The following is a 14,741-nucleotide window of genomic DNA, read 5'->3' on the forward strand; positions in this document are numbered from 1 at the left end:
GCTTCATCGTCTACGCGTAGCGTGACCGGGCAGTGGATCGGCAGAACGATCCCGGTCGGCGCCTCTCACCCCCACCGATACGGAGACGGAGAGACACAATGCCGTTCGAAAGAGGTTGGACCGCTCACAAGGCTTTGAAATGGGACTACGAGATCCCGACGTATGCAAAGGAAGGCGATCAGAACGTCGGCGCGCGACTGACCGGGCAGTTCGAATACCTGACGCCAAGCATCATCAGCAGCACCGATATCGACGAGTCCGCGTGGGCTGCGGCTGACGGCCAGGCCCTGGTGCTCGCCGTGAATCTGCTAGGTGCGGAGGTCTGGGCGGCCCGAGAGTTCCTGCGCGATCCCGCCTACCAATCGACCGAGCGGAGCATTCAAGAGATAGCCGACCAGACAGAGCCACAGTTGCTGGAGACGTTCTGGCACAACCAGCGTCAAGAATTCGACGAACGTGCCGAGATCGTGTTGGAGACCGAGGTGAAGGGCCGCGACTCGACCGATACGTCGAAGGTGGTCACCGTTCCGCCCGGCATATACATCAATCACACTGTCATTGACGGCCGGATCTTGCCACAACAACTCGCACCGTTCTCCATCCAGCTGTCCCTCACCAACGGCGCGCATGTATCGGTTGCTCCCGACGACGTAGCAGGTGTCGACAACTCGCACGTGACCGAGGCTCAGAACAGGGGCACGGCGACCCGCCTGTCAGCCGAGACCGTCACAGCCCGCTTCGCCACCACCGCTACGATCATCCAGCGCTACCTGCCTACCACGCAATGGCTCACCGACCAGCAGCTGCACTACCCGACCCCGCGTGAGATGGGTGCGGTCTTCGTGCTCGGCCGGAAGCCGAAGGACGACAGCGAGATCGAGCAGGCTCTCGAGGACAGCCCCGAACTCTTCGAACAGGGGCTGACCAGCCCGGGGGTACGCCTCGACGACCACATCTACGTACGCGACGACCAGCTCGGCACCGGCACCGAGTACCACGAGGCCATGCACATGCTCTCCCATCGCTCGATGCGCGCCGTGCTGGGCTGGGACTTCAACGAAGGAACCACCGAGTACTTCACCCGCCTGCTGCTGGCGGAGTCGGTGGACACGGCCGTCCGCAACGACGCGCAGTACTCCAGCCAACGCGCGGGAGTCGAGTTTCTGATCGACCGTGAGCTGACCACCCCACTGGACCTGGCCAACGCCTATTTCAAAGGGGAGCTGGAGCCGTTGTTCACCACGATGAGAGAGGCCACCTCGGGGACAGAGTTGGTGAGCCTCCAGGCGTACGCACATGCCCTCGGCGCGACGTCCTACTACGCGCAGGACCACCTCGGCCGGGTACTCGACCAACAACTCTGAACCGGACCGCCGGTCGGGCGTCTCCTTTGACACGAGTCCTACGCTTACCGCATGTCACGATCGACGCCCGGCCCGTCCGCGGTCGGCAAGCTGAGGTGGGCCTCGGACGACGTACTCACCGGTATCGAACAGCAGGTCCAGCCGAAGGTCAGCCTGCCGAGACGGCTCGCCCAGACGACGATCGTCGCCCTTGTCTTCACCTGGCCGCCGGCCTTCGTGGTGCTCGCGACCGCGACCGTCGTCGCCCCAGCGTCGACCAACGACGCCAGCATCGGCACGACCGCCCTGTGGGCGCTGCAGTTCGCCGTCCTGATCGCGGTCACGGCGTTGGTCACGCCACTTCGGTCACGGTCCGCCGGGGCGGCCAGGCCCCCCGCCGCCGGCACCGACACGCCAGCCGCCGCCCCGGACACCTCGACTCGCTTGGCCTGGCTGGGGCTCGCGACCAACGCGCTGCTCTCCGCCGGGTGCGCGTGGTTGATGCTGGCGCTACAGGGGCTTTCCGTCAACCAGGTCGCCACGCTGACCGTCGTGCTCGTGGTCGTGCTGCACCTGCTGCCACTGATCCTGATCCTGTCCCGGATGCTGCGACAACGCCGGCGGTCATGAGCCGTCACAAGGCTCGCTCAGGCACCGCTGGGCGAGGTCCCCGGATGCGACGCGGCGACCGGGAAAGGAAGCCTGGGCACGTCCAGCAAATCGTTCACCCTGGAGCTATGGAGAGTGCCATGACGGCGGCGTACCACCCGACGAGTGCGGTGCCGACCCGGCCGCCGCAGCTCAGGTCACCGCGTCGAAGCCGACGCCGGCCCTGTCCCCGCCGCGCATGCGGGTCCTGGTAATCGAGGACGACGGGCCGGTACGCGACGCGGTCGTCGTCGCGCTGCGGTCCGCCGGACTCGCCGTAGACGAGGCGGCCTGCTGGAGCCACGCCGAGCTGAACCTCACCATCAACGCGTACGACTGCCTGGTGCTGGACCGGATGCTCTCCGACGGCGATTCCGCCGACCAGCTGTACCGGCTCCGGCGGCGCGGGCTGGCGGTCCCGGCGTTGATGCTGACCGCGATGGACGACGTCCGAGACCGGGTGGCCGGCTTCGAAGCCGGCGCCGACGACTACGTGGTCAAGCCGTTCTCCGCCGCCGAACTGGTCCAGCGGGTACGCGCGCTGTGCCGACGCAACGGCGCAACCCGACCGACCATCCTGCGGGTGGACGACATCGAGGTCGACGCGGCCCGCCGGCAGGTACGTCGGGCGGGTGTCCTGCTCACCGTCACGCCCAAGGAGTTCTCGGTCCTGGAGATGCTCTCGATCCACCATCCCTCGGTGGTGAGCCGTAGCGAGCTGATTGAGCACTGCTGGGACGAGATGGCCGATCCGGCGTCGAACGTCGTCGACGTGATCATCGCCCAACTGCGTCGCAAGCTGGGCGAACCGCAGATCATCACCACCGTACGAGGGGCGGGGTACCGGCTCGCCGCCACGGAGCAAGAGTGAGCCTCCGGCGCGACCGGACCGACGGCCGACGGTCGGTGTCGCTGCAGAGCGCGGCCCGCCTGGGCAGGTTGCGGACCTGGCTGACCGTGCTGCTGCTGGTCCTCAACACGGCCGGGCTCGTCGGCATGGGCGGCGTCGCGCTACTGATCCACGCGGAACAGCGCGAGGAGGTTGAGGCGGCAGAGTTGCTCCGCGCGGCCAGCACCGCCGTGGCCCTGCTCTCCTACGACGCCGGCGCGCTCGACCTGGGTAACCTGAGCATCGATCCGACCGCGCAGGGTTCGGCCGGGGTGTACGTGTTCGAAGGGCTGCGCGACGACGTCACCCTGGTCTTCGCCCACCCGGCCCAACTACCGGTCATTCCCGCGGCGGAGCTGACCGGGCCGGCCCGGTCCGTGTGGCGCACCGGGGCCGGGTTGAACACCGACGTCGCCGACGGGCACGGCGAACGGCTGCGCCTGCTGGCGATGCCGTTCCGGCATCCGGTGACCACCGCGGTGGCCGGCACGGTGATCGTGGTAGGCGATGCCCGCCCGGGCCAACAGGCCCACCGCCGGCTAGCCGGATCGCTGGTCGCCGGTGGTGCTCTCTTCATGCTGGTCACCGGCGTCGGTGGTCACCTGCTGGCGCGACGGGGCACCCGCCCCGCAGTGGAGACCCTGGGGCAGCAGGAACGGTTCATCGCGGACGCCGCGCACGAGTTGCGCGCCCCACTCACCGCGATGCGCCTACTCTCCGAGGCCGCGTTGACGGATCCGGGCCGGCAACCAGAGACACTGCGCCAGGTGTTGCGCTCCACCGAGCGGCTCGCCGACTCGGTCGATGCTCTGCTGACCCGGGCCCGACTGGTCGCCGGGCTACGAGACCTGGAACGCCAGCCGTTCCGGTTGGACCAGCTCGCAGAGGAGGTGGTCGCGGAGCATGTCCAGTCACCCCACACCGCGCACATCGTGACGACACCGGCCGTTACCAACGGCGATCCCACGCTGGTCCGGATGGCGGTACAGAACCTGGTGACCAACGCGATCCGGCACGGCCGGATCGACCGACGGCCGTGCCAGCTGACGCTGACCGTCAGCCAGGGCCAGGTCCGGGTCGGCGACGAGGGACCGGGGCTCGGCGACTGGTCCGTGGACCCGACCCGTCAGCGGTTCCGCACCGGAGCCACCGACGGGGTGGGACTCGGGCTGGCCATCACCGCCTGGGTGGCCATGCTGCACGGTGGCGAGCTACGGCTCGAATACGGCCCATCCGGCGGGACCGACGCCGTGCTCACCCTTGCGGACCGCGTGTCCCGCTGGCGGCGCTACCGTCGGGTCTGACCACCCGCCAGACGCCGTCGACCTCCTGACCGGTGGCATCGCCGGGTGCCCGGTCACCGGCGTAGCCGTAGAGCGGCCACCCGTCGAGGGTGAGCTGCACCTGCCCATCCGGGCGTGCCAGGGTACCGACCAACCGCCGGTTGATGCCCACCACCCGCAGGTCGGACTCGGCCGGCGCCGGCAGCCAGCGCTGGAGGCAACTGCCGGTGCACCGTGACCGGGACGGCGAGCGGCTGTCCCGGTCGGACCGGTACAGCACGTACCCCTGACCGTCGATCACCACGGCGCCCAGCGTCCGCGAGGTGCTGGCGAACAGTCCCGCCGGGTGCGCCGCCAGCGTCGAACCCGCCGGCGGCGTCGGCGCGTCCGACAGCCGGACGCAGCCGGTCAGCAGCAGCGTCGTGGCCACCGCGACCCACACGCGCCGACTGGCAGCCGCGACAGTTCTCATGACGCCTCATCAAATCCTCATTCACGCCGGACCACAATGCGAGTCGCACCACGTGGGTCGGCTGCGCTGACCGGCGCCGGGGCAGCCACGGCGGACGGCGTGAGGGGCGCATGGCGGCAGGCAGGTTCGGCGGAATCCGGCGCGGTGTACTCGCGCCGGTGGCACTGCTGTCCGTCCTCACCGGCTGCGTCAGCACTCCGGCCACCGGCACCGCGGCCGTCGACGCCTGTTCCGCCCGGATCGCGGTCTTCGGCCCGCTCAGTGGCGACTCGGCCAACCTCGGTCGCAACGTCGGCGAGGGTGTACGTCTCGCGGTCGACCAGTACAACCGCGGCCGGCCCCACTGTCAGGTGCGGGTCGTGGACTTCGACTCACAGGGCGACCCGAAGCGGGCCCCGGCACTGGCCCAGCAGGTCGTCGCCGACCAGCGGATCCTCGGTGTGGTCGGGCCGGCCTTCTCCGGCGAGTCGGAGGCCGCCAACCCGCTGCTCGACCAGGGCAGCGTGGCCACCATCAGCGCCTCGGCCACCGCAGCCAGCCTCAGCGAACGCGGCTGGGGCACCTTCCACCGGGTGCTGGGTAGTGACGACACCCAGGGTCCGGCCGCCGGCCGGTACATCGACACGGTCCTGGCCGGCCGGAAGGTGTTCGTCATCGACGACGCCGGCGCGTACGGGCAGGGTCTGGCCAGCAGGGTGATTGAGGTCTTGGGTGACCGGGTGGTGCAGAGCATCACGATGCCGCCCGGTAGCGCCGACATCCGCGACGTGGTCACCCAGATCCAGGCAGCCGCCCCGGACACCATTTTCTACGGCGGCTACTACGGCGAGGCGGGGCGACTGCTGCGCCAGGCCCGGGCGGTTGGCGTGACGGCGACCTTCGTGGCCGGCGACGGGGTCAAGGACGACGGGTTCGTGGCGGAGGCAGGGCTTTCGGCCGCCCAGGGCGCCGTCATCACCTGCCCCTGTCGTCCCCCGGAGACCGTCGGCGGCTCGTTCACCCGGGACTACCACGACAAGTTCGGCCGGCCGCCGGGGACGTTCAGCGCTGAGGGGTACGACGCGGCGACAGTCTTCCTGCGCGGCATCGAAGCCGACCGGCTCAGCCGACGCGCCATGGTCCGTTTTGTCAGTGCCTACGAAGGACCCGGCCTGACCACCACGGTGCGGTTCACCCCATCAGGCGAGCTCGTCGACTCGTCCGTCACGGTCTGGGCGTACCAGGTCCGAGGCAGGGCGCTGGTGGCGGACCAGCCCATTCCCTGAGATACCCCGGAGTTGCCATAAATGACAACCGTCAGCCCGGCCAGCATCGGCCACCGTCGGACCCGGCGTCCGCCCCCGGACACCAGGCTGCGTGAGGCACCGCTGAATGAACACGGCATCGTCGAGGCGGCCCTGGCCTGGCGCCAGCTACGGCCCACCACTTTCCGCTCCCCCTGGCAGAGCGACGCACCGGTACGTCAGCTACACGTCCCGCTGGCGCAGACCGACCACGAGCCAGTGGCATCCCGGCTGGCCCGTGCCCTCACCGGCTTCACCTGGGCGGTGGTGGCGCGATGCGAGGACGGCGGGTCGCCCCGCTTCTCGGTGACCGTGCCCCGCAACGACTACCACCGGGTGCTGCGGGCGCTCGCCGTCATCTGGCGTGGCTGCCGGCGCGATTTCGCCCCCGGTGCCGGGCAGGGCAGCCCCGGCGCCGCCGTCGCGCTGTGGCGGATGGCGCTGTTGCTGCACCCGGCCCGGCCGGCCGAGCGGGCCGTCGGGATCCGCACCACGGTGCCGTTCGCGGCCGAGATGTTGTGCGAGGCGGCGACCGTGCTCCGGATCGACGCCTCGCACGAGCGGGCGGGTGACGCCGATGCGGTGGTGATCCGTGACCTGCACGGAGTCCACCGTCTACTCACCCTGACCGGTACGCGGTACGGGCCGGTGGCGGTCGGCTCGGCGCACCGGTCACCGCGGCCCGCCGTCCTCGGCGCCGGACGGTGACGATCCAGCCGGGTCGGTACCGAAGCCGTCGAGTGCGGCCCGCTCGTCGGGCGTACGCAACTCCTGAAACACGGTGATGTGCAGCGCGGCCGGGGCGTCGAGGCGGGCGTTCACCGAGTGCCACGGCGTGGTGGTGGGTGGTGCCACCTGCTCGGCGCCGGCGGCGACCAGCCGGTCGGCGGTGGCGGCACTGTCGGCGACCTCGAACGCGACCCGGATGCGTGGCGCCACCTGTCGCCCCACCTCGACGTCGTCGATCATCTGCTTCTGCTCCGGGTTGGCGATCTCCAGCGTCGCCCGCCCAGCGTCCAGGATCACCACCCGGGCACCATCACCGCTGGAGTACGCCGCCTGTTCCGGCAGGCCGAGGACGTCGCGGTAGAACCGCACGGCCGCCTCGTAGTCGTCCGCCTCCACCACGAGCCGCAGCTGGCGTACCGGTGACGCGGGTATCTCTGACGGGTTCACCGCTGCCGACCTCCTGTCCGTGCCGAAGGGACCTGTCCCCATGGTTGTCCGCTGACCTGACCGCCCGCACCGGCGCGACCTTCTCGGTGGACTCCCCGGCCGATGGACTTGATTCCTCGGTCGGGCAGGTCGGCGATGCGGGTCGAGGGGTGCCGACGGTTGCCGGCACCCCACCCGTTGTCCGTCAGGTCACGCGGAGCAGGTAGCCGAAGGTGTGGTGTTGTTGCCGTTCTTGTAGAGCGTGATGCCGAAGTTGTTGCCGTTGCCGTTCGGGCGTGCCGTCAGCGTGCCGCCACTACCGCTGACCGAGGCGTTCCAGCTGTTCTGGAGGCTCTGGCTACCGTTGGTGCGGATACTGACGGTCCAGTTGTTGCTGCCGCTGACCGAGAAGGTCACGTTGAACCGGTCACTCCACTCGTTGGCACGGCTCACGTTGACCGAGCAGTTTCCGTTACCAGGTGGCGGAGTGGTGGGGCCGGGGTTGGATGCTCCGGTGCCCACCGTGATGTTGGAGCTACCACTGCTCTGGTATCCCTCGGTGGCCATGATCTGGTAGTAGTGGTTGCCGAGGTTCATGCCGCGGCTCGCCCACGCGTCGAAGTGGTTGCCGGTGGTGATGGTGCCGCCCACCCGCTTCGAGGTCCGGACACTCCAGTACTGGTAAAAGGTTTGGGTGCCGTCGATAGAGGGCTGGTTGATCCGCTGCGTGCGGTAGATGTCGTACGTACCGCCGTCGGTGTTGACCGTGCCCATCGAGCTCGAACCCGGGGGCCGCCAAGAGCCCCAGCTGTCCACGACGTAGTACTCGACCAGCGGGCTTCTCGTCCAGCCGTAGAGGGTCAGGTACGAGTTGCCGTTCGGGCTGTAGCTACCCGAGTAGGTCACGCTCCGTCGCGTGCCGGGATTCCAGCCCTTACCGGCGACGAAGTTGTTCACGTTGCTCCACTGGGTGCTGTACTGGCCGCCGTTCCCCATGGTCATGGAGACGTTGCCGCTGTCCTTCCAGAAGGAGAAGAAGTAGCCGTTGTGGTTTCCCTCCTGATTCGACGTGACGGTCTGGGCGTGGGCGGGGCTGGCCACGATCGCCAAGGTTCCGGTCGTGACCAGTGCCACGGCACAGGCCGCTCCGATGAGTGACCTGAGGCGTCCGGGCCTGCGACTTCTCAGTCGGACGGGGCCGTCGTTCATGCTTCCTCCTCATGACGGCTGGCCGGCGGCCAGCAGTGCGCTACGAGCCGGCGGGCCTCGGCTGCCGGGCGGCCGCCGTCGACTGTCGGCATTGCACCGCGCGGTGGTGGGGTGCATCGGTCGCCCTGCTCGATGACCGGCGGACTAGGGCGCGATGGTCGACGACCATTGAGCGACATCGATGGTCAACAGTATTGGTCGGCTATAGGCGAACCGTCAACAACGTCCGGAAATTTTCTGGAAACATGAGCCCGGCGGTCCGGCCGCACCAAGTAGTGTTGCTGCTGCTCAGCAGCACTACTTGGAACAGATTTGTGCGACCTGGCAGCGAGTCAAGATCAGGAACCGGCGCCAACACCAGCGGAAGTTTCAAATAACCTTCCGGACGGCAAAAGGTGGCCGGAGACCGAGCAACACCACCGGGGCCAGGCCGACACGCCGGTCAGGGTGAGGGCCCGCGGTTCGATGAACCGAGATCCGGCGTCATCCTGACCGAAGCGGTCCGGGATGACGAGGTCACCCGGAGGGTGCGTCCAGCCTGCCGTCGACGGCAGGCTGGACGCTCAGCTTCTCAGCTCCTCAGCTGCCGATCCGGCCGGCGGGCCCGCACCAGCACCAGCACCAGCGCCCCGACGAGGACGAACCCGACGCCCAGGGCCGGCACCCGCCACGACGAGCCGGTACGCGGCAGCTTTCCGTTGTCACCACTGCCCGACCCGTCGTCGCCGCTGCCCGACCCGGGGCCGAAGCCGGTGTTCGGATCGGTGGCCTCGCCGACCGCGAACGTCACGGTCCTGGTGTCGGTCACCTCGGTGCCCGCCGTGGTGGTGGCGCTCATCTCGAACGAGAGCCGGTAGAGGCCGGGCGCACTGAACGCCCAGTTGCCGTGGGCATGCGTGTTGGCCGGGATGTCCAGTCGCTGCGGCGCGGCCTTGGTGGAGTCGAAGAGGACCTCGGCGGCGCCAAACGACCCGGTGAGGAAGAGGGTGAAGCGGCCGGGGCCCTCGACACCGGCGAACGTCCACCTCACCGGACCACGGACACCCGAGATCACGGAGGGATGCTGGGTGTTCCAACCCGGCCACACGATGCCGGACTGCTGCGCCTGCGCCAGCAGCCACACCGGGTCACCGGGCGATCCGAGGAAGTCGGCCGAGTCGGGCACGGTGGTCTTGGCGTTGTCCTTGACGTGCAGCACCACGTCGGCGAGGTTCCGCCAGACCGCTGGCGTCACCCTGTCGTCCTTGAGGCGGATCGTCCAGTCGGAGCCGTCCAGCTGCGGGCCCATGTCGACGTGCCCGTCATCGATAACCACACGCCCAGCGCTGGTCGCGGCGTTCAGCTTCTCAGTCGACTCGTCAGTCGACTTTCCGGCCGGCGCAGCGAGCAGTGGCTGCGCCGCGGGCAGTGTCGGCGACGGTCCGGCGGCCTGCCGCGCAGCCGGAGCGGGTCGCTCCGGCTGCCGCAAGGGTGCCGGCTGCGGCACCGGAGTCGGGAGGCCCGTGTCCACCGGCGTGGCGAACTCCGGCACCCGTACGCGATAGACGGTATCGCTGCTCGCCCGCGTTCCGTCCGCAAGCGTCGCCGTGGCGGTCAGTGGCACCGAGTAGTCGCCCGCCGCGCCGAACAACCAGACCAGGACACCGGTACGGGTCGACGCCGGCAGCGCGGCGCGGCGCGGTGATCCTGCCACGGTGCCGAACAGCGGGGTGGGCACGCCCAGGCCGGCGAGGGTATACGCGACGAAGTCACCCGGCCCGTCCACCGTCCCGAGGGACAACTCGACCGCACCGGCGCGCACCTCGGCACGACGGACTCCCGTCGTGTCCAGCGAGGCGAATTCCGTGTCGCCGGCGGTCAGCGCCCACATCGGGCGGCCCGGCGCGCCGAGGAACTCGAATGCGGGGTGATCGGGCACCCTGACGGCCGTCCCGCCGTCCGGGCCGAACACCGTCCGGGCGGGGTCCACCAGATCACCCGGTTGGCCGCCGGCCGCCGCGTCGCGGGCCCGCAGGTCGAGCTTCCCGTCGCGAAGCGTGATGGACACGAGGTCGGCACCGGCCGCGGCGAACCGGGCCTCCGCACCGCCGCTCGTCGGCGGTGCGGCCACAGCGGGCACCGCGGCGGCCACCAGTCCGGCGAGCGTTGACGCGGCGACGGCCGCGGCGATCCTACGCCCGGGCACTGTCGCCCTTGCGGTAACTGCCTGACGCGGCGTGGTCATTCGCTCCTCTTCCTTGGCTGGTTCAGTCGGTGGCGCGGATGGTGTTGCTGCCGGTGTCGCCGGGATGCCGGGGCGCGGGCGGGTGCGGTGACTTCCCGTCCTCGGCGGCCTCGGCGCGGCCCTGCTCCCGCGCGGCGGCCACGGCGCGTTCGAGTTGCTGTGCCGTCCTGCGTCGCCGGCGGCGGCGACGGGCTATGGTCAGCCAGCCGGCGGCTGCGACGAGCAGCAGGATGGCCAGTTGAGACCAGGGCGGCGCCCAGAGCCCCACCCGCCGGGTAACCGTGTGCGGGGGCGGGTCGAGCACCTCGTCCGTCACCGGCACCGGCTCGACGGCGAGAGCCGCCTGCAGCCGGAACAGCGGCGGTACACCGTCGATGCGCACGCTGGTCCGGTAGCTGCTGCCGGGCAGGATCTCCGGCAGGGGCTCGCCGACGCCGACCTGCCGGGCCACCCCGAAGGGACCGGTGACGGCGAGTTCCGGCCGGCCGGTCAGCCGAACGTTGCCGGTGTTGCGCACGGTGAGGTCGGCGGTGACGGTGCCCCCGCGCAGCGGGTGCCAGGTGCCGTCGTGGGTCACGGTCAGGCCCTCCACGTCGAGGGCCGGTTGCAGCTCACCGGTGACCCGCAGGTACACCCGCGCGCCGACCCGATGGTCGACGGCTACCTGGTTTCCCTCGTCATCCGAGCCGGTCGCGGCCAGCGACGCCACGATGCCGCCCGGGTGGTCGCCGGGGGTGGCGTTGTGCGGTACCGCCAGGGTGAACGGCACGTCCAGTCGAGACGTCGACGGCACGGTGAAAGTCCGCGTCCTGAAGGTGACCCAGGCACCGACGTCGACGGGCTTCTTGGCGGCGGCCAGCAGGTCGAATCCGCCCTGCGCGGTGGTGAACGCGTCGCTGGCGTACACGTCGAGGGTGATTGGACGGTCGGAGTGGTTGGTGACCGCCACGTAGTCGGTCAGGGTGGCACCTGGGTCGAGCTTGTACTCGAAGGCGGACCGTCCGTCCGGGCCTTTGCGGCTCGACGGAGCGACACCCCAGGTGAGCGGGGCCGCTTCGGCGGGTGCTGTGGGGGCCGGTGCTGTGGGGGCCGGTGCCGGGGCTGCCAGGGCCGGAGTCGCGGGAAGGACTGAGCCGGCCGCGAGGGCGAGCACGACGGCGAGAGCGGCGGGCGTACGCATTCGAGTGTTCCGTTCGAAGGTGGTGGGACAGGCCGGGCGATCAAGGCGGAGCCTGCGCCCAGCCGGTCCCAGTCTCAGTGGTCCAGTTCGGTCTGCGGCGTCTGCACCGCGTGCAGCGTGACGGTGTCGCCCGCCTGGCACTTCTCGGCCTTGCCGCCGACCGTCAGGGTCGTCTCCGCCCCGGTGCCGACCGTCGTGCCGTCGCCGGTGAACGCGCCTGAGCCGAGGGTGGTGGTGAGCGGCAGCAGCCAGACCCGGGATCCGGTCGGTCCGAGGAAGGCGAAGCGCGGATCGTCGGGAACCGACATGGCGGCCTCGGCAGCACCTGATGTGCTCATCGTTCCTTCCCTTCCGCGCCGCCCTGCTGCAGGGGACGGAGTCGGTAAACGTAGCTGCGATTCCGCTACATGGTAACGGAATTCGTTTTCATCTACCCATCACCCGTTCGGACACCTCTGAAGCTGCTGGCCCCTTCCTGGGACACCGCCGCGCCGACCTGCGCACGCCATTCGCGCCAGCGCCGCAACACCTGACCGTGCCGCGGCGCGAACAGCCAGGCCAGCAGGAACACGGCGGTGGCCACCAGCACGATGGTGCCGCCGACCGGCAGGTCGTAGCTCCACGACAGGTACAGCCCGACCAGCGCCGACCCGCCACCGATCACCGGCGCGAGCAGCATCATCAACGCAAGCCGGTCGGTCAGCAGCCGCGCGGCGGCGGCAGGCGTGATCAGCAACGCGAGCACCAGAATGTTCCCGATCGTCTGCAGTGAGATCACCACCGCGAGCGTGACCATCACGTAGAGCGCGATGTCCAGCCAGAACACCCGCAGCCCGATCGAGCGGGCCATCTCCCGGTCCAGGCAGATCGCGACCAACTCCTTGTGCAACAGGAACACCACTGCGAGGATCGCCAGGCCGGTGAACCCGACGGTGTAGAGGTCGCGGTCAGGGATGCCGGTGATCGAGCCGAAGAGGAACTGTTGCAGCGATCCGGCATAGCCGGGCGCCCGCGAAATGATCACGATGCCGAGGGCGAACGCGGCCACGAAGAACACCCCGATGAGCGAGTCCTCCTTGACCCGACGGTGTTGGGCGAACACGGCGATCAGTAGCGCCGTCGCGATGCCGGCGACCGCACCGCCCAGCACCAGGCTGCCCTGCAGGACGAAGGCGATCGCCAGCCCTGGAAAGACCGCATGGGCGACCGCGTCGCCGATGAACGCCATCCCGCGCAGCACCACGTAGCAGCCGACCACACCGCAGACCACACTGGACATCACGGCGATCGCCAGCGCCTTGGGCAGGAAGGCCAGGTCGGGGTTGAACAGGTCGGCGAGGAAATCGGTGATCGACATCAGCCGGCCTGGACGATCCGGAGCAGCGGAGAGCGATCGCTGACTCCGAAGGTGCGAATCCACACCTGGGGGTCGCGTAGCTCCGCGGGCGTCCCCTCGGCGATCACCCGCTGGTTGAGCAGGACGAGTCGGGTGCAGGACGACATCGCACCGATCAGGTCGTGGGTGGTCATCAGCAGCGCCTTTCCCTCTGCCGCGAGCCCGGAGAACAAATCACCGAGCAACTCCTGGGTGGGCAGGTCCAGCCCGGTGAACGGCTCGTCGAGCAACAGCAACTCCGGCTCCAGCGCGAGCGCCCGGGCCACCAGGACCCGTTGGCGCTGCCCGCCGGAGAGTTCGCCGACCGGCCGGCGGCGCAGATCGCCGAGGCGTACCCGGTCGATCGCCTCGCCCGCCGCCCGCCAGTCGGTCAGCCTCGGGCGGCGCAGCAACCCGATCCGCCCGGTACGGCCGCTGAGCACAGCCTGCTCGACCGAGATCGGGAACTCCCAGGCGAACTCGTGCCGCTGCGGCACGTACCCGACCGCGGACCGGCCCGGCCGGCTCGGCACCCCGGCGACCAGCACCCGCCCGGAGCGTGACCGGATCAGGGCAAGCACCGAGCGCAGCAGGGTCGTCTTGCCGGCGCCGTTCGGCCCGACCAGCCCCACCAACTCGCCGGGATCGACCCGTAGCCGCACCTTCCGGAGCACCGGACGGCCGCCGAGATCGACGTCAAGGTCCTCGACCTCAAGTGCGCTCATGTCGCCGCTCCCGTGCTGCGCTCCTGCTCGGCCCGGCGACGGGCGCTGCGCCCGCGCAGCACCACCACGATCAGCGCGACCGCGAGCCCGGTCGCGGTCAGCGCGAGCCCGGCCACCAGCCACGGGCTCTGGCCGCCAGCGGACCCGGCGTCGTCGTCGGTCGTCGCCGCCGACGACGTCGGCTCCACCACGGGCGGCTGCGCGGCCAACGCCGTGTCGGTGGTGACCGTGTCGCCGATCGCGAACCGCAGGTGCCGGACAGCCGACACCTGCTCGCCGCTGATCAGGTCGGCGGTGGCCCGGACCGCGACCAGGTACACACCGGGCTCGGTGAAGACCCAGTTGGCGTGGGTGTGGGTGTTGACCTCCACCCACATCGGCTGGCCCGGCGGCTCGGCGGAACGCCACAACACCTGAGGGGCGCTGAACGTGCCGGCCTGGAGGTACATGGTCACCGTGCCCGGGCCTGCGACCCCGGCCAGTTCGAGGGTCACTCCGCGGTCGATGGTCTGCATCACCTGCGGGTCCTGCGTGTTCCAGCCCACCCACACCACGTCGGTCTGCTGGACCTGCGGCACCACGTACACCGGTGTGCCCGCGGAGACACCGATAAACTCGTAGGCCGGGTCGTCCGGAACCGTCTGGACCGCCGCCTCGGTCACCCGCAGCACGGTCCGGTCGGGGTCACGCCACACCGGTTCAGCCGAGTCGTCGTGGATGAGCAGCGTCCACTGCCCGTCGTCAAACCGTGGCCCGATGTCGATGTGACCGGCGGAGAGCTCCACCTGACCGGCCGCGACCGGCTGGTCGGGGGCGATCGACTGGTTCAGTGCCGGATCCGGCGACGCCGGCTGACCGGCCTGCGCGACGCCGGCCCGCGCGACGACGCCGGGCGTCCCGAGCAGCACCAGCATCGGGATCACCGTCATCAGCCGGAGCACTCTCACCTGTACCT

Annotated in this window: 15 protein-coding genes; 6 read left to right on the forward strand and 9 right to left on the reverse strand. The window is 70.0% G+C overall.

The annotated features are described in order from the left end of the window. The first annotated feature begins 32 nt into the window (after positions 1-32). The 4 genes from ACFHWY_RS21315 (at position 33) to ACFHWY_RS21330 (ending at position 4,184) form a co-directional block, all read left to right on the forward strand. Positions 33-1,364 (forward strand): hypothetical protein, encoded by a 1,332-nt coding sequence (locus ACFHWY_RS21315; protein ID WP_416581994.1) that lies wholly within the window; start codon positions 33-35, stop codon positions 1,362-1,364. Positions 1,365-1,415: 51 nt separating this feature from the next. Then, on the forward strand, positions 1,416-1,973 hold the full coding sequence (locus ACFHWY_RS21320; protein ID WP_416581995.1) for a hypothetical protein: 558 nt from the start codon (positions 1,416-1,418) through the stop codon (positions 1,971-1,973). Between the two features lie 217 nt (positions 1,974-2,190). Continuing rightward, positions 2,191-2,862, forward strand: coding sequence for a winged helix-turn-helix domain-containing protein (locus ACFHWY_RS21325; protein ID WP_416581996.1), 672 nt, complete (start codon positions 2,191-2,193; stop codon positions 2,860-2,862). Beyond that, positions 2,859-4,184, forward strand: coding sequence for a sensor histidine kinase (locus ACFHWY_RS21330; RefSeq protein ID WP_416581997.1), 1,326 nt, complete (start codon positions 2,859-2,861; stop codon positions 4,182-4,184). The genes ACFHWY_RS21325 and ACFHWY_RS21330 overlap by 4 nt, the downstream gene beginning before the upstream one ends. Here the strand turns inward: ACFHWY_RS21330 and ACFHWY_RS21335 are convergent. Beyond that, complete coding sequence (locus ACFHWY_RS21335; RefSeq protein ID WP_416581998.1) at positions 4,135-4,635, reverse strand: hypothetical protein; 501 nt, start codon at positions 4,633-4,635, stop codon at positions 4,135-4,137. The two genes, ACFHWY_RS21330 and ACFHWY_RS21335, sit on opposite strands and share 50 nt — an antisense overlap. 158 nt (positions 4,636-4,793) lie before the next feature. Between ACFHWY_RS21335 and ACFHWY_RS21340 the strand changes: the two genes are divergently transcribed. Together ACFHWY_RS21340 and ACFHWY_RS21345 are read left to right on the forward strand one after the other, a co-directional pair. After that, entirely contained in the window at positions 4,794-5,900 is a 1,107-nt protein-coding gene (locus ACFHWY_RS21340; RefSeq protein ID WP_416581999.1) for a branched-chain amino acid ABC transporter substrate-binding protein, read from the forward strand. A 21-nt stretch (positions 5,901-5,921) separates the two neighbouring features. Continuing rightward, positions 5,922-6,626 (forward strand): hypothetical protein, encoded by a 705-nt coding sequence (locus ACFHWY_RS21345; protein WP_416582000.1) that lies wholly within the window; start codon positions 5,922-5,924, stop codon positions 6,624-6,626. On the opposite strand, the gene ACFHWY_RS21350 is transcribed toward ACFHWY_RS21345, so the two are convergent. From ACFHWY_RS21350 to ACFHWY_RS21385, 8 genes are all read right to left on the reverse strand, one after another. Beyond that, positions 6,591-7,094 carry a VOC family protein gene (locus ACFHWY_RS21350; RefSeq protein ID WP_416582001.1) on the reverse strand — a complete coding sequence of 168 codons (504 nt, stop codon included), beginning with the start codon at positions 7,092-7,094 and terminating at the stop codon, positions 6,591-6,593. The genes ACFHWY_RS21345 and ACFHWY_RS21350 overlap by 36 nt on opposite strands. 189 nt (positions 7,095-7,283) lie before the next feature. Then, positions 7,284-8,282, reverse strand: a complete 999-nt coding sequence (locus ACFHWY_RS21355; RefSeq protein WP_416582002.1) for a glycoside hydrolase family 11 protein — start codon at positions 8,280-8,282, stop codon at positions 7,284-7,286. Positions 8,283-8,853: 571 nt separating this feature from the next. After that, a complete protein-coding gene (locus ACFHWY_RS21360; RefSeq protein ID WP_416582003.1) occupies positions 8,854-10,506 on the reverse strand; it encodes a TIGR03773 family transporter-associated surface protein in 1,653 nt (550 codons plus the stop codon). Positions 10,507-10,528: 22 nt separating this feature from the next. Further along, positions 10,529-11,686 carry a WxL protein peptidoglycan domain-containing protein gene (locus ACFHWY_RS21365; protein ID WP_416582004.1) on the reverse strand — a complete coding sequence of 386 codons (1,158 nt, stop codon included), beginning with the start codon at positions 11,684-11,686 and terminating at the stop codon, positions 10,529-10,531. Positions 11,687-11,760: 74 nt separating this feature from the next. Beyond that, on the reverse strand, positions 11,761-12,024 hold the full coding sequence (locus tag ACFHWY_RS21370) for a hypothetical protein (protein WP_416582005.1): 264 nt from the start codon (positions 12,022-12,024) through the stop codon (positions 11,761-11,763). Positions 12,025-12,116: 92 nt separating this feature from the next. Further along, on the reverse strand, positions 12,117-13,043 hold the full coding sequence (locus tag ACFHWY_RS21375) for an anchored repeat-type ABC transporter permease subunit (RefSeq protein WP_416582006.1): 927 nt from the start codon (positions 13,041-13,043) through the stop codon (positions 12,117-12,119). Next, positions 13,043-13,786, reverse strand: coding sequence for an anchored repeat-type ABC transporter ATP-binding subunit (locus ACFHWY_RS21380; protein ID WP_416582007.1), 744 nt, complete (start codon positions 13,784-13,786; stop codon positions 13,043-13,045). The genes ACFHWY_RS21375 and ACFHWY_RS21380 overlap by 1 nt, the downstream gene beginning before the upstream one ends. Next, on the reverse strand, positions 13,783-14,700 hold the full coding sequence (locus ACFHWY_RS21385; protein ID WP_416582031.1) for a choice-of-anchor M domain-containing protein: 918 nt from the start codon (positions 14,698-14,700) through the stop codon (positions 13,783-13,785). The genes ACFHWY_RS21380 and ACFHWY_RS21385 overlap by 4 nt, the downstream gene beginning before the upstream one ends. Positions 14,701-14,741 lie beyond the last annotated feature (41 nt).

Source organism: Micromonospora sp. LOL_024 (assembly GCF_048060415.1).
Lineage (GTDB): Bacteria > Actinomycetota > Actinomycetes > Mycobacteriales > Micromonosporaceae > Micromonospora.

Excerpts from the sequence above, each read along its gene's own strand:
- ACFHWY_RS21380 (WP_416582007.1), bottom strand. The coding sequence starts at position 13,786 with ATGAGCGCACTTGAGGTCGAGGACCTTGACGTCGATCTCGGCGGCCGT.
- ACFHWY_RS21325 (WP_416581996.1), top strand. The coding sequence starts at position 2,191 with ATGCGGGTCCTGGTAATCGAGGACGACGGGCCGGTACGCGACGCGGTC.
- ACFHWY_RS21385 (WP_416582031.1), bottom strand. The coding sequence starts at position 14,700 with ATGCTGGTGCTGCTCGGGACGCCCGGCGTCGTCGCGCGGGCCGGCGTC.
- ACFHWY_RS21345 (WP_416582000.1), top strand. The coding sequence starts at position 5,922 with ATGACAACCGTCAGCCCGGCCAGCATCGGCCACCGTCGGACCCGGCGT.
- ACFHWY_RS21360 (WP_416582003.1), bottom strand. The coding sequence starts at position 10,506 with ATGACCACGCCGCGTCAGGCAGTTACCGCAAGGGCGACAGTGCCCGGG.
- ACFHWY_RS21335 (WP_416581998.1), bottom strand. The coding sequence starts at position 4,635 with ATGAGAACTGTCGCGGCTGCCAGTCGGCGCGTGTGGGTCGCGGTGGCC.
- ACFHWY_RS21355 (WP_416582002.1), bottom strand. The coding sequence starts at position 8,282 with ATGAACGACGGCCCCGTCCGACTGAGAAGTCGCAGGCCCGGACGCCTC.
- ACFHWY_RS21320 (WP_416581995.1), top strand. The coding sequence starts at position 1,416 with ATGTCACGATCGACGCCCGGCCCGTCCGCGGTCGGCAAGCTGAGGTGG.
- ACFHWY_RS21370 (WP_416582005.1), bottom strand. The coding sequence starts at position 12,024 with ATGAGCACATCAGGTGCTGCCGAGGCCGCCATGTCGGTTCCCGACGAT.
- ACFHWY_RS21375 (WP_416582006.1), bottom strand. The coding sequence starts at position 13,043 with ATGTCGATCACCGATTTCCTCGCCGACCTGTTCAACCCCGACCTGGCC.
- ACFHWY_RS21365 (WP_416582004.1), bottom strand. The coding sequence starts at position 11,686 with ATGCGTACGCCCGCCGCTCTCGCCGTCGTGCTCGCCCTCGCGGCCGGC.